Origin of the sequence: Burkholderia sp. BCC1644 (genome assembly GCF_902833225.1) — a bacterium.
Lineage (GTDB): Bacteria > Pseudomonadota > Gammaproteobacteria > Burkholderiales > Burkholderiaceae > Burkholderia.
In genome coordinates this window covers 68,068-85,231 of sequence record NZ_CADFEI010000007.1, presented here as the reverse complement: position 1 = coordinate 85,231, position 17,164 = coordinate 68,068, and the positions used below count along the sequence as shown (strand labels likewise).

General features: G+C 68.3%; 20 protein-coding genes. 9 read left to right on the top strand and 11 right to left on the bottom strand.

What is annotated here, in order from left to right; all coding sequences use genetic code 11:
• The first annotated feature begins 277 nt into the window (after positions 1–277).
• A complete protein-coding gene (locus tag HWX87_RS15545; RefSeq protein ID WP_176047942.1) occupies positions 278–565 on the top strand; it encodes a YciI-like protein in 288 nt (95 codons plus the stop codon).
• Between the two features lie 14 nt (positions 566–579).
• On the opposite strand, the gene corA is transcribed toward HWX87_RS15545, so the two are convergent.
• On the bottom strand, positions 580–1,557 hold the full coding sequence (gene corA, locus HWX87_RS15540) for a magnesium/cobalt transporter CorA (RefSeq protein WP_176047941.1): 978 nt from the start codon (positions 1,555–1,557) through the stop codon (positions 580–582).
• A gap of 200 nt (positions 1,558–1,757) precedes the next feature.
• Between corA and cydX the strand changes: the two genes are divergently transcribed.
• Positions 1,758–1,904, top strand: coding sequence for a cytochrome bd-I oxidase subunit CydX (cydX, locus tag HWX87_RS15535; protein WP_176047940.1), 147 nt, complete (start codon positions 1,758–1,760; stop codon positions 1,902–1,904).
• Positions 1,901–2,518, top strand: coding sequence for an ATP-binding protein (locus tag HWX87_RS15530; protein ID WP_176047939.1), 618 nt, complete (start codon positions 1,901–1,903; stop codon positions 2,516–2,518). The genes cydX and HWX87_RS15530 overlap by 4 nt, the downstream gene beginning before the upstream one ends.
• A gap of 109 nt (positions 2,519–2,627) precedes the next feature.
• Here the strand turns inward: HWX87_RS15530 and HWX87_RS15525 are convergent, their stop codons facing one another.
• On the bottom strand, positions 2,628–3,728 hold the full coding sequence (locus HWX87_RS15525; protein ID WP_085039114.1) for a saccharopine dehydrogenase C-terminal domain-containing protein: 1,101 nt from the start codon (positions 3,726–3,728) through the stop codon (positions 2,628–2,630).
• 248 nt (positions 3,729–3,976) lie between these two features.
• Here HWX87_RS15525 and HWX87_RS15520 point away from each other — a divergent pair, with 248 nt between their 5' ends.
• The 4 genes from HWX87_RS15520 to HWX87_RS15505 all read left to right on the top strand — a co-directional run bounded on the left by HWX87_RS15520 (position 3,977) and on the right by HWX87_RS15505 (position 7,360).
• On the top strand, positions 3,977–4,759 hold the full coding sequence (locus HWX87_RS15520) for a hypothetical protein (protein WP_176047938.1): 783 nt from the start codon (positions 3,977–3,979) through the stop codon (positions 4,757–4,759).
• Between the two features lie 38 nt (positions 4,760–4,797).
• Positions 4,798–5,238 (top strand): hypothetical protein, encoded by a 441-nt coding sequence (locus HWX87_RS15515; protein ID WP_176047937.1) that lies wholly within the window; start codon positions 4,798–4,800, stop codon positions 5,236–5,238.
• Between the two features lie 92 nt (positions 5,239–5,330).
• Positions 5,331–5,996, top strand: a complete 666-nt coding sequence (locus tag HWX87_RS15510; protein ID WP_176047936.1) for a response regulator transcription factor — start codon at positions 5,331–5,333, stop codon at positions 5,994–5,996.
• Positions 5,972–7,360 carry a HAMP domain-containing sensor histidine kinase gene (locus HWX87_RS15505; RefSeq protein WP_176047935.1) on the top strand — a complete coding sequence of 463 codons (1,389 nt, stop codon included), beginning with the start codon at positions 5,972–5,974 and terminating at the stop codon, positions 7,358–7,360. Before HWX87_RS15510 ends, HWX87_RS15505 begins: the two co-directional genes overlap by 25 nt.
• A gap of 26 nt (positions 7,361–7,386) precedes the next feature.
• On the opposite strand, the gene HWX87_RS15500 is transcribed toward HWX87_RS15505, so the two are convergent.
• Positions 7,387–7,851, bottom strand: a complete 465-nt coding sequence (locus tag HWX87_RS15500; protein ID WP_006481526.1) for an Lrp/AsnC family transcriptional regulator — start codon at positions 7,849–7,851, stop codon at positions 7,387–7,389.
• 250 nt (positions 7,852–8,101) lie between these two features.
• On the opposite strand from HWX87_RS15500, the gene HWX87_RS15495 reads away from it, so the two are divergent.
• On the top strand, positions 8,102–8,653 hold the full coding sequence (locus HWX87_RS15495) for a Spy/CpxP family protein refolding chaperone (protein WP_176047934.1): 552 nt from the start codon (positions 8,102–8,104) through the stop codon (positions 8,651–8,653).
• Between the two features lie 136 nt (positions 8,654–8,789).
• Positions 8,790–9,221 carry a PGDYG domain-containing protein gene (locus HWX87_RS15490; RefSeq protein ID WP_176047933.1) on the top strand — a complete coding sequence of 144 codons (432 nt, stop codon included), beginning with the start codon at positions 8,790–8,792 and terminating at the stop codon, positions 9,219–9,221.
• Between the two features lie 33 nt (positions 9,222–9,254).
• Here the strand turns inward: HWX87_RS15490 and HWX87_RS15485 are convergent, their stop codons facing one another.
• From HWX87_RS15485 to HWX87_RS15450, 8 genes are all read right to left on the bottom strand, one after another.
• The gene (locus HWX87_RS15485; RefSeq protein ID WP_176047932.1) at positions 9,255–9,617 is read right to left on the bottom strand and encodes a DUF3022 domain-containing protein; all 363 of its coding nucleotides are present in this window, start codon (positions 9,615–9,617) and stop codon (positions 9,255–9,257) included.
• Positions 9,618–9,629: 12 nt separating this feature from the next.
• On the bottom strand, positions 9,630–10,418 hold the full coding sequence (locus HWX87_RS15480) for a YhfC family intramembrane metalloprotease (protein WP_176047931.1): 789 nt from the start codon (positions 10,416–10,418) through the stop codon (positions 9,630–9,632).
• Between the two features lie 54 nt (positions 10,419–10,472).
• A complete protein-coding gene (locus HWX87_RS15475) occupies positions 10,473–11,516 on the bottom strand; it encodes a LacI family DNA-binding transcriptional regulator (protein WP_176047930.1) in 1,044 nt (347 codons plus the stop codon).
• Between the two features lie 332 nt (positions 11,517–11,848).
• A complete protein-coding gene (locus HWX87_RS15470) occupies positions 11,849–12,814 on the bottom strand; it encodes a D-glycerate dehydrogenase (protein ID WP_176047929.1) in 966 nt (321 codons plus the stop codon).
• 3 nt (positions 12,815–12,817) lie between these two features.
• Positions 12,818–14,098 (bottom strand): MFS transporter, encoded by a 1,281-nt coding sequence (locus HWX87_RS15465; RefSeq protein WP_176047928.1) that lies wholly within the window; start codon positions 14,096–14,098, stop codon positions 12,818–12,820.
• A 168-nt stretch (positions 14,099–14,266) separates the two neighbouring features.
• Positions 14,267–15,259, bottom strand: a complete 993-nt coding sequence (locus HWX87_RS15460) for a sugar kinase (protein WP_176047927.1) — start codon at positions 15,257–15,259, stop codon at positions 14,267–14,269.
• Positions 15,260–15,287: 28 nt separating this feature from the next.
• Positions 15,288–16,052, bottom strand: a complete 765-nt coding sequence (locus HWX87_RS15455; protein ID WP_176047926.1) for a sugar phosphate isomerase/epimerase — start codon at positions 16,050–16,052, stop codon at positions 15,288–15,290.
• 160 nt (positions 16,053–16,212) lie between these two features.
• A complete protein-coding gene (locus HWX87_RS15450) occupies positions 16,213–17,106 on the bottom strand; it encodes a LysR family transcriptional regulator (protein ID WP_176047925.1) in 894 nt (297 codons plus the stop codon).
• Positions 17,107–17,164: the final 58 nt, after the last annotated feature.

Sequence of the window (17,164 nt, the reverse complement as noted above, 5' to 3'; positions counted from 1 at the left end):
GAACATGCTTGGCAGACCCTCTTTTCCTGCAGACGAATTCGGGCAGTCAGTGCGGTGCCGCGTAGGCGCCCATCGATTTGCGGGCGCTGCAAAGCCAGACCGTTAGTTGCATTTTAATGAGGACGCCAACGGCAGGTGGCGCGTCTGTTTTCAATCCGTCCAACATGCGAAAGTCCGCAGCAGCGCCGGGCAACCCGCGCCGCCAAAGGCCGCACGGTGCCCTATACTGAGCCGGCCGCCCGCGATCCCGCGGCACCCACCCACTCCGGGAGCGATCATGCATTACCAGTTGATCTACGAACTCGTCGACGATTACCTGTCGCGGCGCGAACCGTTCCGTGCGCAGCATCTCGCGCTTGCGCAGGCCGCGACCGAGCGCGGCGAACTCGTGCTCGCCGGCGCGCTGGCGGAACCGGCCGACCAGGCCGTGCTCGTATTTGAAGGCGATTCGCCGGAGGCGGCCGAATCGTTCGCGCGCGCCGATCCGTACGTGCAGAACGGGCTCGTGAAATCGTGGCGCGTGCGGCCGTGGCGCGTCGTGATCGGCAAGCACGCGCCGCGCTAGGCCGCGCGGCGCGCCTACAGCCACCCTGCCCGCTTGAAACGCCACCACAGCGCGAAGTCGGCGACGACCATCACCGCGATGCAGCCGTAGAAGCCGTATTTCAGGTGCAGCTCGGGCATGTTCGCGAAGTTCATCCCGTAGATGCCGGCGATCATCGTCGGTATCGCGAACAGCGCGGCGAACGAGCCGAGCCGCTTCGTCACTTCGCTCTCGGCGAGCGAAATCATCCCGAGGTTGACCTGGATCGCCGTGACGACCATCTCGCGGCGCCCTTCGATCGTCTTCACGATCCGCTGCAGATGGTCATACACGTCGCGAAAATACGCGGCCATCCCGCTGCACACTTGCGGAACGCGCCCGCCTGTCAGCTTCGCGAGCGGCTCCATCAGCGGCGCCGTGTGCTGGTACAGCAGCACGAGCCGGCGCTTCAACGAATAGAGATCCTCGATGATCGCGCGCGACGACGCCGGTGTCGCCTTCGCGAAGATGCGGTCCTCGAGTTCCTCGAGCTCGGTGCCAAGCGTTTCGAGGATCGGGAAATAGCGGTCGACGACCTGGTCCATCAGCGCATAGAACACGAATGCCGACCCTTCCTGCAGCAGATGCGGCTCGCGCTCGCAGCGCTTGCGCACCTCGCGGAAATCCTGCTCGCTATGGTTGCGGATCGACAGCACATAGTTCGGGCCGACGAATACATTCAGTTCGCCGACCTTGAATTCGCCGTCCTCGTCGAGCTCGACCGTATGCAGCACGGCGAACAGCGAATCGCCATATTCCTCGATCTTCGGCCGCTGATGCCCTTTGCGGGCATCCTCGAGCGCGAGCTCGTGCAGCCCGAACTCCTCGCCCATCAGGTCGATTTCCTCGGGTGCCGGATCCTTCAACGCGACCCACACGAAGCACTCGGGCTTCGACACGTAGTCGCTGATGGCGTCGATATCGATGTCGGCCAGCTTGCGGCCATCCTGGTATGCAGCGCAGTTGATCAGCATGTTGTCCGTGACGTTGCGGTTTGCGCATCAGTTTACCGGTTTGCTGCGCGGAGGGCCCGGCTTGCACGGCACGCCGATATTGGTCATGATCGGGCTGCGTGCGCTGCAGCACGCACACCGGGGTACTTCGACAGGCCCGCGGCACCTGCGTTGCGCGACGCACAACGCCCGCGCGGCCCTACCGTCAAGGAGGCAGACCTATGTGGTATTTCTCGTGGATACTCGGCATCGGCGTGGCGCTCGGCTTCGGCATCATCAACGCGATGTGGCTGGAAGCGGAAGTGTTCTCGCGCGGCGACAAGCCCAACGACGCGTCGAGCCCGCGGCCGGGAGGCAAGGCTTCGTGACGCATCTGGTGTTCTTCTGCGGTCACGCCGGCACCGGCAAGACCACGCTCGCGAAGCGGCTCATCGGGCCGCTGATGCGCGCGACCGGCGAAGCGTTCTGCCTGCTCGACAAGGACACGCTGTACGGCCGCTACAGTTCGGCCGCGATGGGCGCGCTCACGGAAGATCCGAACGACCGCGACAGCCCGCTCTACCTGAAGCACCTGCGCGATCCCGAATACCACGGCCTGCTCGACACGGCCCGTGAAAATCTCGCGCTCGGCATCGGCGCGATCGTCGTCGGTCCGCTGTCGCGCGAAGTACGCGACCGGCGCATCCTCGACCGCGCGTGGCTCGGCATCGCACCCGACGTCGCGCTGACGGTCGTCTGGGTCCACACGTCGGAAGACGTCGCACACGCGCGGATCGTCGCGCGCGGCAACCCGAACGATGCGTACAAGCTCACTCACTGGGACGAATACCGGCAGCGCCGCTTCGTGCCGAGCGGCCGCGAATGCGAAGGCATCGTGATGTTCGACAACACCGCGCCGTCCGACGCGGACGTCGACGCACTGCTGTACCGCATCGTGCCGCCCCCGCAACCCTCGACGATCGTCCCGCCGCTACCGGCCTGAGCGCGCCGCCCGGCCTTCTTCCCGCTTTCCGCTTCCCCAAAAAACAACGCCGGAAGCGCTGCTGCGCTCCCGGCGTCGTACGGCCCTCGTGCCAGAGGCTGGCGGCCGGTCAGGCGACCGCGTGCACGCGCTCCATCGTGCCGCCTTCGTACAGCTTGCCGAAGCGGTTCGACAGGAACGCCTTCAGCGACACCTTTTCCTGCGGGATGAAACCGCTCTGCGGCAGCTTCTTCTCGCGGAACAGATCCAGCACCGCGCACATCGCGCCGGCCGTCGTGATCTGGATTGCGCTCATGTGCATCCCGCACACGTCCTTCGCGAAGATCTTGCGCGTGAACACGTCCTGCACGAGCTGGCCGTCCTTCACGCCCGTCACCGTGATGAACACGAGCACGACGTCCTGCTTCGTCGACGGCACCGCGCGGCGCATGATCGACTTCAGCGTGTCGCGGTCGGTCGACAGGCGCAGGTCTTCGAGCAGGAACTGCACGAGATCGCGGTGGCCCGGGTAGCGCACCGACTTGTAGTCGAGCGTCTCGACCTTGCCCGACAGCGTCTCGCACAGCGTGCCGAGGCCGCCCGACGTGTTGAACGCTTCGTATTCGGTACCGTCGAGCGAGAAGTGCTCGAGGCCTTCGAGCGGCTGCACCCACTGCTTGCGGCCGTCGCGGATCGCTTCGCACGGCTGGCAGTATTCGTTGATCAGGCCGTCGACGCTCCACGTCAGGTTGTACTTCAGCGCGTTGGTCGGATACTCGGGCAACGCGCCGACGCGCATCTTCACGTCGCGCACTTCGCTGAAGCCGTTCACCAGTTCATGCGCGGCGAGACCGATGAAGCCCGGCGCGAGGCCGCACTGCGGCATGAACGCACGGTCGGAGCCGTCGGCCAGTTCGCGGATCGCGTGGGTCGCGCGAACGTCTTCGGTCAGGTCGAAGTAATGGACGCCGGCAGCCTTCGCGGCAGCGGCGACGTTGACCGCGAGGTAGTACGGCAGCGCGTTGACGAGCGCATCGAAGCCCTTCACTGCTTCGCGAATCGCGTTCGCGTCGGCCGAATCGACCCGTTGCGTCGCGATGCCTTCGCGCGACAGCTTCGCGAGCGCATCCGCATCGCGGTCGAACGCGACGACTTCGTAGTCGCCCGTTTCACGCAGCATGTGAGCAATGGTGTGGCCGATCAGACCTGCGCCGACGATGGCGATTTTCATGCGCTTATCTCCTGATGATGGGTTGGTGTTGTGAACGGCGTTGAGCCATGAACACAGTTTAGGGACGCGCAAAATCAGTTCCAAGACGAAGAATGATGCGAAACGACTGATAATTTCGACGTTGTGACGACACATTTCGTCGAAACGTCGAAACAGGGATTGTTCACCCGATGCCGGCCCGCTATGGCTGGCCTAAGTCTCGCGATTCAGACTGCATGCCGATCACCCGATTTCCAAGGAGGCATCGCATGCAATCCCTGCCCGTCAACCGCACGTCGCACTGGCTGAACAAGGTGCCCGACGTTGCGCTGTCGTTCTGGATCATCAAGATCATGTCGACCACCGTCGGCGAAACCGGCGCCGACTTTCTCGCGGTCAACGCAGGCCTCGGCCAGACCGTCACGCGCATCGCGATGGCGTCGCTGCTCGCGATCGCGCTGTGGCTGCAGTTGCGCACACGCCGCTACGTGCCGTGGATCTACTGGCTCACGGTGGTGCTCGTCAGCATCGTCGGCACGCAGATCACCGACCTGCTCACCGACGGCCTGAACGTCAGCCTCTATACGAGCACCGCCGCGTTTGCCGTCGCGCTCGCCGCGATCTTCTTCGTCTGGCATCGCGTCGAAGGCACGCTGTCGATCGAAACGATCGTCACGCCGCGGCGCGAGTTGTTCTACTGGGCCGCGATCCTCTGCACGTTCGCGCTCGGCACCGCCGCCGGCGATCTCGCAACCGAGGCGCTCGGGCTCGGCTTCACGCTCGGCGCGCTGTGCTTCGGCGCATTGATCGCGGCCGTGTTCGCGATGTGGCGGCTCGGTGCGAACGCGGTGCTGGCGTTCTGGATCGCGTACATCCTGACGCGCCCGTTCGGCGCGTCGCTCGGCGATCTGCTCACGCAGGCCCGCACGTATGGCGGCCTCGGTTTCGGCGCCGCGTGGACGAGCCTGCTGTTCCTGACCGTGATCGTGCTGCTCGTCGCCGTCGCGCAATTCGGCAGCGGCGCGCACACGCGTGCCGGCGCCGCCGAATGACGCCCTTTTCCTTCCGTTCATTGCATCGAGGACACCCCATGCCCATCCCGAATTCCGTTTCCCGTCTCGTCACGGCCGCCGCCGCGATTGCCCTGCTCGGCGCCGCCGCCGGCTGCTCGAAGCAGCAGGATGCGAACGCATCGACTTCGGTGCCCGCAACGGCCGCCGCTTCGTCCGCCGCGCCCCGCGCGTCGAAGCTCGGCGATCTGTCGCAGTTCCGCACGATCGCCGCCGACGTGAACACGCTCGTCGGCAAGGGCGACCTGCCCGGCGCGAAAACACGCATCAAGGATCTGGAGATCGCGTGGGATTCGGCCGAGGCCGGCCTCAAGCCGCGTGCGGCCGCCGATTGGCACATGGTCGACCAGGAAATCGACCGTGCGCTCGCCGCGCTGCGCGCCGACCATCCGACCCAGGCCGATTCGGCCGCCGCGATGAAGAACCTGCTTGCCGCCCTCGACCGGTTCGGCAGCCATTAAGCGCAGATCGGCGATGGGCCGGGCGCGCCGCACGTGACGCGCGCGCGGGAATCGCATACGCTGGCGGCGATCGCGCGGCACGGAGAACACGCATGCGAATACTGCTCGTCGAAGACGACCCGATGATCGGCGAGGCCGTCCATGCCGCGCTGAAGGACGCGTCGTACGCCACCGACTGGGTCACCGACGGCGGGCGCGCGCTGACCGCGTTCGCCGCGCAGCCCTACGACCTGGTCCTGCTCGACCTCGGCCTGCCCGGCCGCGACGGGCTCGACGTGCTGGTCGGCATCCGCGCGAAGGACACCGGCACGCCGCTGCTGATCGTCACCGCGCGCGACGGACTCGACGATCGCCTGCGCGGCCTCGACGGCGGCGCCGACGACTACATCGTGAAGCCGTTCGACATGGCCGAGCTGCTCGCACGGATTCGCGTCGCGATCCGGCGCCGGGCCGGTTCGGCCGCACCGCTGCTGGGCAACGGGATCGTGTCGCTCGACCCGGCGACGCGCGAGGCAACCGTCGACGGACAAGTGCCGGTCGCGCTGTCGAACCGCGAATTCTCGCTGCTGCGAGCGCTGCTGGTGCGCCCCGGCGCGATCCTGTCGCGGCGTGAGCTCGAGGATCGCCTGTATGGCTGGGGAGAAGAAGTCGAGAGCAACGCGGTCGAATTCCTGATCCATTCGCTGCGCCGCAAGCTCGGCAGTACCGTGATCAAGAACGTCAGGGGGGCGGGATGGATGGTTTCAAGAAACGCCTGAACGAATCGATCGGGTTCCGCCTGTCGGTCGCGCTGTCGGCCGCGATCCTCGTCGTCGCGACAGTCGCGGCCGCGTTCGCGTTTTCATCGGCATTCGACGAGGCGCATGAATTGCAGGACGACGTGCTGCGCGAGGTCGCGACGCTGCTCGACCGCCAGCGCGCGCCTGCGCCGCCTGCAGCGGGCGCCGGGCCCGCACGCGAAAGCGACGAACTGTCGCGCGTGATCGTGCAGCCGCTCGGCGGCGATCCGCAACGACATTCCGACGGCTCGCCCCGGCTCGCGCTGCCGCCGACGCTCGCCGACGGGCTGCATACGGTCGATGCCGGCGGCAATGCCTATCGCGTGATGGTCCGTACGTTCGAGAACGGCGAGCGCATCGCGGTCGCGCAGGAGGCCGGCATGCGTGACGACGTCGCGCGCGAAAGTGCGTGGCGCACCGCGCTGCCGCTGCTGATCCTCGTGCCGATCCTGCTGCTGCTCGTCGCCGATCTCGTGCGCAAGCTGTTCCGCCCGGTCGCCGCGCTGTCCGCCGGGATCGACGCACGCGACGAACACGACCTGCGCCCGGTATCGGCCGAGCACGTGCCGGTCGAGGTGCGGCCATTCGTCGTCGCGATCAACCGGATGCTCGCGCGCGTCGCGCAATCGGTCGATACGCAGCGCCGCTTCGTCGCCGATGCGGCCCACGAGCTGCGCTCGCCGCTCACCGCGATGTCGCTGCAGGCCGAGCGCCTGGCCGACACCGACCTGCCGGACGATGCGCGCGCACGGCTCGCCGCGCTGCGCGGCGGGCTCGAGCGCAGCCGCCACCTGATCGGGCAGCTCCTCGCGCTCGCCCGTGCGCAAAGCGCGCCGGCCGCCCCGCCCGGCGCCGTCTCCGTGCATGCGATCTATCGCCGCGTGCTGGAAGACCTGATGCCGCTCGCCGAGGCGAAGACGCTCGACATCGGCATCGACGACGGCCCGGACGCCCGCGTGCCCGTCGACGAACTCGAACTCGTGTCGCTGGTCATGAACCTGGTCGACAACGCGATCCGCTACACGCCGGCCGGCGGTCGCGTGGACCTGTCGACGTCATGCACGGACACACACGCGTGCGTGACGATCGTCGACAGCGGGCCGGGCATCGCGCCGCAGGAACGCGAGCGCGTGTTCGATCCGTTCTACCGCGTGCCCGGCAACGCGCAGATCGGCTCGGGGCTCGGCCTGTCGATCGTGAAGATCCTCGCGGACCGGATGGGTGCCGACGTGACGCTCGCGTATGCGGACGAACCGGCTTCGCGCGGGTTGCGCGTGTCGGTGCGAATTCCGCTCGCGCGACCGTCAGGCGCAGCGCAGCCCCGCGACCGGACCGACGGCTGATTGGCCCGCTGCGCGCGACCGGAACGTCAGCCGCCGATCGTCCCGCGATCGATCTTGCGCGACAGGATGATCGATGTCGTCGTGCGCTCGACGCCTTCGAGCGTGCCGATCTGGTCGAGCAGGTCGTTGAGCCGTTCGGGCGAATCGGCGCGCAGCCACGCGACGTAGTCGTACTCGCCGCTCACCGCGCACAGCAGCTGCACTTCGGGCATCCGGTCGAGCTTGCGCAATACGTCCTTGCCGAACTTCGGCGTGAGGATGATGCCGACGTACGCGTAAATGCTCGCGTCGAGCACGTCCTGCCCGAGCCGGACGCTGTACCCGGCGATCACGTTGGTGCGTTCGAGCCGCGCGATGCGTGCGACGACCGTCGTGCGCGCAACGTCGAGCTGGCGCGCCAGATCCGCGACACTGGCGCGCGCGTCGGCTTGCAGCAGCGCGACGAGTTGCCGGTCGAGATCGTCGAGTTGGTCGAGGCGGGGTGGACGCATGAGGCTGGGCCGGTGCGCGACGCGCCGGCTGAGTGGAAGGTGACGCGATGATAGCGCCGAACGCCGGTGCGCCCAACCGGCATCGCCCGGGTTCGAACCTTTCAATTTCGATTCGTATCGGATGTAAGCAAGTGTCGCATTCACCGCTGCGCCGCACGCAACGTGCTACTAATAGCATGCGACGCGAGATGCGCGCTTGCGGCAGTTGCCGCCGCGCCCGCTCGCACGACACCACCCCGGAGAGCCAACCATGAAGAAAATCTCGCTCACCCTCGCTACGCTCGTCGTTGCAGCCAGCGCGTTTGCGCAAACCCCGGCCCAGCCGCAAGCGCCCGCCCAGGCCGCGGCCACGACGGCCGCCGCGTCGGCCCCGAGCGCCGAGCAGCGCGCGGCACACCACGAAGCGCGCATCGAGCAGCGCATCAAGTACCTGCACGACCAGCTGAAGATCACGTCGGCGCAGGAACCGCAATGGAAGACGTTCGCCGATACGATGCGCGACAACGGCGCGACGATGGGCCGCCTCTACAGCGAGCGGATGGCCAAGCACGACGTCTCCGCGATCGACGACATGAAGCAGTACGCAGAACTGTCGCAGGCGAACGCCGACGGCGCGAAGAAGCTCGCCGACGCCTTCGCGCCGCTCTACGAGAGCTTCCCGGCCGAGCAGAAGGCGCTGGCCGACACGACGTTCCGCAGCTGGCTGCACCACGGCGGCGAGCACCGCGGCAAGGGCAAGGCGAAGGGCAAGGAAGGCAAGGCGGCAGCCGCGCCGGCCGCCAGCGCACCCGCGCAGCCCTGACGCCTGCCCCGCCGGCGCCGTACCTGCCCGCCCGGGCCGGACGGCGCCGCGCCTCTGCCGGCGATCGGCGCGCCACACGGCGCGCCGGATTCGGGATAAGCTCCCGGCTTTTCCAGCTTTCCCGCACCTCCCCGCCATGCTCGAACTCAAGCACCTCGACCTGCGTACCGATCCGCAGGCCCGTCGCGTCGTCAAGGACGAAACCGTCGCCGTGGCGTTCGCGGATGCCGACGGCGAACTGATGAGCCTCGAAGGCCCGAACCGCTATGTGGCGGGCGACGCGCTGATTACCGGCTCGACCGGCGATCGCTGGGTCGTGTCGCGCGCGCGCTTCGACGCCAAATACCTGCCCGCCGATCCGGCACTCGTGCACGGCGCGCCGGGCGCCTACCGGAACCGGCCGGCCGTCGTGCTCGCCCGCCGGATGGACGAGCCGTTTGCGATCGCCCGCTCGGAAAACGGCGACACGCTGCGCGGCGTCGCCGGCGACTGGGTCATGCAATACGCGCCCGGCGACTATGGCGTCGTCCAGGCGCAGCGCTTCGCGCAGGTCTACCGCGACGCATGATCCGCCGCGCCGGCACGAGGCCGGCGCCGGCGCTCACGCAAAGTCTTCGTCGAGTTCGAGTTCCGCGTCGCGCTCGACGGCCTCACCGGCCGCGTGCCGCTCCTCGAGCGACCCGAGCATCGCTTCCGTGTACGCATGCAGCACCGCGTGGCTGCGTGCGCGCTGCATCGGCTTGAGCGCCAGGTAGCGCGCAAGCGCGGCCGGCACGATGCGGATGGCGAGGGTCATCCGCTTCGGCGTCGAGCCGAAACGCATCGCAAGCCAGTGCACGGACAGGAAACGCCCGCGTGCATCGCTGTTTTCGGCAAAGCGCGTCTGCTCCGGGAAGAGATCGCAGATCACGCGTGCGAGCGCGTCGAATTCCGCGCTCTGGCATTCGATCAGATAGTCGTCCATTCCGCTCTCCCGTCAGGCCGCCGCACGCGACGGCCGGCACGTCTTCACCAGCACGACGACCAGGACCGCGGTCAGCACGAAATACGCGGCCTCGACCCACGCGGCCGGCAGCACGCGCGCCTGATACAACAGCGTCGGCGCGACCGCAAGCGCGTGCAGCACGATCGCCAGCGGCAACACGGCCGCGCGGCCGGCGCGCACGCCGCGCCAGACCAGCACCGACAGCGCGAGCTGCACCGCGAACGCCGCGCAGCGTTCGAGCAGCAACAGCAGGATCGACTGTGCCGACAACGTCGCGAGCATCATGTGCAGGCGCACCACGGTGTCGACCGGCAGGTCGGACAGTTGCGTCTCGAGCTGGCCGCGGCTCGCGAGCCACGCGAGATACGACCACTGGCCCCACACGAGCACGCCGACGAACCAGGCTTCGGCACCGGCGTGACCGATCCCGTAGCCGATCCCGCGACCGTCGCCGGCCGATTCGCCATAGCGGCGGTTCAGGAAAAGCATCCCGAGATAGCGGCCGACTTCCTCGAATACGGCGGTCGCGAGCGCGCCATACGCGACGAACGCGAGCGGCTGCGTCAGCCAACCGTCTTCCGGCGTGTGGCTCAGCACGAGCCCGTGGAACGCGCGCTCGACGATCATCGCAAACAGCGTGAAGACGGCGACACCGACGATCGTGTCGCGGCGGTTGAGCGCAAGCGGCTTGCGCAGGATGCGGTAGAGGACGAGCGGCAGCAGCGCGATGATCAGCGTGGCGGCGATCAGCAGCGCCAGCGTGACGGGAGCGACAGTCATGTATTTCCTTGTTCGGGGCAGCGCACCTGACGCGCTGCGTGCCCCGAATGATACTCAGCTTGCGGTCGACGCGCGCGCACACAGCTCGCCGGCCAGCATCGCGACCCGCACGTCGCCCGCCGCGCCGTCGATCCGCTCGTGCACGAACTCGACGGCCTTGTAGCCGATTTCGTAGGTCGGCTGACGGATCGTCGTGATGCCGATCAGCTCGGCCCATTCCGGATCGTCGATCGACAGCAGCGCCGCCTTCTGCTGCCACGCGGCGCCGAAACGCGCGCGCAGGTGGCGCGCGATCGCGAGCGCGACCGGCGCGTTCGCGGCGAACAGCGCCGCGCGCACGCCACGCCGTGCCGCGTCGTCGATGCGGGTGTCGATGTCGGCAAGCGCCGCCGCGGTGGCATCGGGCGCGTTCAGGTCGAGCACGACCGTCGGCGGCACCGGCAGCCCGCGCGCGTCCAGCGCCGCACGGAAGGCGGCCTCGCGCACGCGCCGCGAGCTGACGCGCTCGAACGGCTGCACGACGAAATGGATCGCGTCGAAGCCGTGTTCGACCAGGTGCGCGAGCGCCATCTCGATCGCGTCGGCGTTGTCGAGACCGATCAGGTCGGCCTCGAAGCCCTCGACCGTCCGGTCGACGAGCACGGCCGGGATGCCCGCGCCGCGCAGCGGGCGCAGCACGTCTTCGTCGGCGCCGAGCGCGTTGACGATCAGCCCTTCGACACGGTAGGTCGTGAGCAGCTGCAGGAAGCGCCGCTCCATCTCGACCTCGTTCGCCGCGTGACAGATGAGCGGCATGTAGCCGAGCGCATGGCACGCAGCCTCCACGCCCTGCAGCACTTCGACGGTGTAAGGATTGGTCAGGTCGGCCGCGAGCATGCCGAGCAGCCGGTTGCGGCCGCGCTTGAGCCCGCGCGCCATCTGGTTCGGCCGGTAGTTGAGCCGCGCGATCGCCGACTCGATCCGCTGGCGCAGATCGACGGACAGCACATGCGTCTCGCCGTTCAGATAGCGCGAAACGCTGGTCTTGCCCGTGCCGGCCTCGCGCGCGACGTCGCTGATCGTCGCCGGACGCGTCGTGGAAGGTTGCGAATCGGTCACTGTCGTGCCTCGCGACGTACGATCCGCGCCGCTTCGTGAGCAGACGGACCTTTGTTGTTGGAAACGTAAGCCACCCGGCGGACTCCTCTGTCTGAGCGCTTCTGCGCCTGCGCTGGTCCCGTGTCTGGCGGTCGATCCGCGCAAGTCAGTCGCATGCATCGGCAGTCGGCCGCCCGGACCTGGCGCGGATCCCCGCCGCGCGACGCCACCGGCAGTGTAGCCGGGCCGTCGATGCGACGAGAGCGGGCGATCATAACGCAGCCAGCCCTCCCGCACCACGATCATCGACTCTAACCGCGCCGGCGCCGCACCGGCCGGTTGCCCGAGGCGGCTCAGGCGTGTGCGAGCGCGTCCGGATTGACGAGATTCGTGCGCAGCGTGCCGGCCAGCGCGCCGACCAGGTTTTCCGCGGCGCAGCGCGCCATCGCGTGGCGCGTCTCGTGCGTCGCCGAGCCGATATGCGGCAGCGCGACGACGTTCTTCATCTGCAGCAGCGGCGAATCCGCCGGCAGCGGCTCCTGCTCGAACACGTCGAGCCCCGCGCCGCGGATCGTGCCCGCGCGCAGCGCGTCGGCCAGCGCGGCTTCGTCGACGACGGGCCCGCGCGACGCATTGATCAGGATCGCGCCGCGCTTCATCTTCGCGAATTCGGGCGCGCCGATCAGGTGACGCGTTTCCGGCGACAGCGGCACCTGCAGGCATACGAAATCCGACTGCGCGAGCAGTTCGTCGAACGTCACGCGCCGCGCGCCGTACTGCGTCTCGGCTTCCGCGTTCGCGGAGCGGTTCGCGTACAGCACCTGCATCCGGAAGCCGAGCGCCGCGCGGCGCGCGACCGCGCCGCCGATCCGCCCGAGGCCGACGATGCCGAGCGTCTTGCCCTGCACGTCGGTACCGTACAGGTCGGGGCCGATGCTGCGATGCCAGTTCCCGGCCTTCACCCACTCCGCCAGTTCGACCACGCGCCGCGCGGACGCCAGGATCAGCGAAAACACCGTATCGGCGGTCGACTCGGTCAGTACGTCCGGCGTATGCGCAAGCACGATGCCGCGGCGCGTCAGATCGGCGACGTCGAAGTTGTCGTAGCCAACCGAGATCGTCGACCACGCCTTCAGCCGCGGCGCGCGGTCGAGCATCTGCGGCGTGACCTTCAGGCTCGCGCCGATCGCGCCGTCCGCGTCGCCGAGTGCAGCGGCCAGCGCGTCGGCGCCGTCGGCCTGCACGACGTCCGCATGCTCGCGCAGGTACGCGAGAACGTCATCGGGCAGCGGCTTGTACACGACGATACGGGGCTTCATGTTTCATTTTCCTTGCAGCGGCGCGGCGAGCGGATGCGCATCGCGCGCCTGGGGTTTGACGGACAGCGTGAGGATCACCGCGGCAACGAGCGCGGCGCTCATGAATGCATACGACGCGACGGGCGACCCGGTCGCACCGTTCAGGTAACCGACGAAGTACGAGCCGACGAACGAGCCGAGCGCGCCCATGCTGTTGATCAGCGCCATTGCGCCGCCGGCGACGTTCTTCGGCAGCAGTTCCGGCACGATCGCGAAGAACGGGCCGTACGGCGCATACATCGCGGCGCCCGCGACGACCAGCAGCGCATACGAGATCCAGAAATGCGACGAGCCGAGCGCGTACGACGCGGCGAACGCGGCCGCGCCGATCAGCAGGAACGGCCACACGAAGCCGCGGCGCGAGCCGACCTTGTCGGACGCCCACGATGCCGCGATCATCGCGATCGTCGCCGCGAGATACGGCAGCGCGGACAGCCAGCCGGTCGCGACCATCCCGAGGTCGGAACCGTTCTTGACGATCGACGGCAGCCACAGCACGAAGCCGTACACGCCGATGCTCCAGCAGAAATACTGCGCGCACAGCTTGATCACGGCCGGCGAGCGGAATGCCTCGCCATAGTTGCGCACGGGCTTGATTGCTGCCTGCTCGGCGACGAGCGCGGCGTCGAGGTCGCGTTTTTCCTGCGCGGTGAGCCACGGCGAATCGGCCGGCTTGTCCTGCACGAGGAACCACCAGCACACGGCCCAGATGACGGCCGGCACGCCTTCGGCGATGAACATGTGGCGCCAGCCGAATTCATGCACGAGATAACCCGACACGATCGACATCCACAGAACCGTGACCGGGTTGCCGAGGATCAGGAACGTGTTCGCGCGCGAGCGCTCGTTCTTCGTGAACCAGTTGCTGATGTAGATCAGCATCGCCGGCATCACGGCCGCCTCGACCACGCCGAGCACGAAGCGGATCGCCATCAGCGACGGGATGTTGCTGACCACGCCCGTGAGCGCCGCGCAGCCGCCCCACAGGATCAGGCTGACGAACACGAGCTTCTTCACGCTGCGGCGTTCCGCATAGATCGCACCGGGGATCTGGAAGAAGAAGTAACCGAGGAAGAACAGCGCACCGATCAGCGACGACAGGCCCTTGCTGATCCCGAGGTCCTGGTTGATGCCGGCCGCCGCCGCGAACCCGTAGTTCGCGCGATCGAGGTAAGCGAGGCTGTACGTGATGAAGACGATCGGCATGATCGTCCACCAGCGTCGGGCTGCAAGATTGGCTGCCATGAGAGTGTCTCCGTATGCCGGCCGGACGTGGCGCTTCAGCGCCCGGCACGGCCCCATCCTTTAGGGAGTCGGCCGGGCCTCGCGCGTCGGCGCTGGGTCCGGCCTCGAACAAAACTACGTGTGCGTCGCGCACGAAATGAATCCGCGGATTGTGCCGTGTCCGGCCTCTCATTGCGCGGTGACGGTTTCCTCTAAGCGATCGGCGCGATTGCTGACATTTTCGAGCCGGTCGAGCGCTTCACGCGTCGGCAGCCCTTCCGAATCGCCGATCACCTGGATCGCGAGCGCGCCGATCCGGTTGCCGCGCGCGACGGCCTGCTCGACGCTCCGGCCTTCCAGCAATGCGCTGACCACGCCGACCGCGAAACCGTCGCCGGCGCCGACCGTGTCGACCACCCGCTCGACACGCTCGCCCACGACCGTGCCCTCGCAGCCGTCGGCCGTGCGGAAATACGCGCCTTCCGCGCCGAGCTTGATCACGACGCCGCGCGCGCCCTGTGCGAGATAGAAGCCCGCGATGTCGGCCGGCGTGTCGTGCCCGGTGAGCTGCCGCCCTTCGGCGAGGCCCGGCAGCACCCAGTCGGCGAGCGTCGCGAGCGCGTTCAGCGTCTTCGCCATCACGTCGGCGGACGGCCACAGCGTCGGGCGCAGGTTGGGGTCGAACGAGATCGTCTTGCCGGCCGCGCGCATCTCGCGCGCGAGCAGGAACGCCAGCTCGCACGACGTCGCGGAAATCGCCGGCGCGACGCCCGTCAGGTGCAGGTGGCGCGCGCCGAGCACGTAGTCGGCCACGTAGTCGTCGCACGACAGGTGGCTCGCGGCCGAGCCCTTGCGGAAGTATTCGACGGTCGGATCGCTGCCGTCGTCGTTGCGCGACTTCAGCTGGAAACCGGTCGGGTAACGCGGATCGACGGTCACGCACGATGCGTCGATGCCTTCGCGCGCCAGCGTGTCGAGCACGTAGCCGCCGAACGAATCGCGGCCGACGCGGCTCATCCAGCCGACCCGGAAACCGAGCCGCGACAGGCCGATCGCGACGTTCAGGTCGGCGCCCGCGATCCGCTTCGTGAATTGCCCCGCGTGCGCGAGATGGCCGGGCTCGGTCGCGACGAACATCGCCATCGCTTCGCCGTAGGTCACGACATCGAGTGCTGCTTTCATGAATGAACTCCTCGGGATCCTTCTGCCGTCACGCGGTCGCAAGCCACGCGACACGGCGGCATGCGTCGCCCGCCAGGTCGGCCGCGTCGAACGGAAACTCGATGCCGCGCGGCGCGTACGGCGGCAGCGCCGCGAGCACGCCGGTCACGAGCGCGTCGTCCGGCGCCGGCGCGGCCGCGAAACGGCGCGCGCCCTCGCCTTCGACGGCCTTGCAATGAATGTATTCCACATGCGGCGCGAGCACCTGCGCGCAATCGAGCGGCGCTTCGCCCGGCCACTGCCAGTTGCCGATGTCGAACGTCATCCCGAGCGCATCGCGCAGGCCGGCCGCGGCCAGCGCGTCGAACAGCCCGCGAAACTGCGCGAGCGCGCCGCCGACCGGAAGCTGGCCGTTCTCGACCACCACGCGGGCCTTCGCGACGCACGACAGCGCGACGATGTCGGCCGCGTGCGCATCGCCGGCAAAGCCGCCGAGCTGGAATTTCACGAAGCGCGCGCCGAGTGCGTCGGCTTCCGCGAGCGCGTCGCGCAACGCATCTGCGTCGAGCGCGCCCGTTTCCGTGTACAGCATGGCCGGCGTCGAGTAGACCGACCACAACCCGTGGCCGGCGATCTGCGCGCCGAGCGCGGCCAGCGCGCCGGGGGCCGCGTCGTCGTCCGACGCGAACAGTTCACGCCGCACCTCGAAACCGGTCGCACCGGATGCCGCCACGGTCGCGACGAATGCGCTGTGGCCCTCCTGACGCACGCGGTCCATCCCGAATGCGCTCGCCACGATCACGATGTCTGCCATTTTGCCCTTTTTAACCGGAATGGAACCGGTTCCATTTGCTTGAGACGGATGGTGCGCCTCGTGTCAGGCCCACGCCATAGAGGAAATCCCTAAGATAGTGCGCGACGCAGGTATTCGCCCGACGGCGCGCAACGCGTGTTCCCGGGGCGGCGTCAGCCGCTCAGGCGAGGTCCTGCGCGAGACTCATGTCGAGGAATTGGGCGGCCACGCGCGACGGCGCGCCGCCGTGCGGCACCAGAATGGAGAAATGTCGTGTGAGCGGCGCCGGCGCGAGCGAGCGCAGCACGAGCGCCGCATCCTGGTGACGCAGCGACATCGCGGACACGAACCCGACGCCCATCCCGGCGCGCACGGCCTCCTTCACGGCCTCGACACCGGCGATCTCGAACGCGACGCGCATCGGCGCGCCGCCCTGCGCGAACGCGCGCTCGACGAGCTGCCGCACGGCGGAGCCCTCCTCGCGCAACACGAGCGGGTGCGCGGCGAGCGCGTCGAGCGTCACCCCCGCGTCGTAGCCGGGCGCGGCCAGCGGATGGCCGGCCGGCACGATCGCGACGATCTCGTCCTCGTGCCACGCATGGACGGCCGTGCCGGGCGGCAACGCCTCGCCGGGCGGCCCCTCGATCAGCGCGATGTCGAGCGACGCCAGCGCGGCCACCACGTCGGCCGTATTGCCGCTCATCGTCTGGATCGTCACGCGCGGCGCGAGCGGCTGGAACGCCGCGATCAGGTAAGGCAGCAGGTAGCTCGCGGGCGTCGTGCTCGCGCCGATGCGCAGCGTGCCGGCCTCGAGGCCGCGCACCGCGTCGCGAAACGCACGCGCCTGCGCGAACGTGTCGCGCTGCGCCTTCGCGTACTGCGCGAGCTGCTCGCCGACCGGCGTCAGGCGGATGCCGCGGCCGTCGCGCTGGTACAGCGGCTCGCCGAACTCGTCCTGCAGCAGCCGCAACTGGCCCGATACGGCCGGCTGCGACAGATGCAGCGCCACGGCGGCGTGGCTGATGTTCAGGTGTTCGGCGACGGCGGCGAACGTTATCAGTTGATCCGGGGTCATGGGGATAAATTATCGGATTTCCGGATAGTTTACGTCACAAATCACAATTTTTCATATC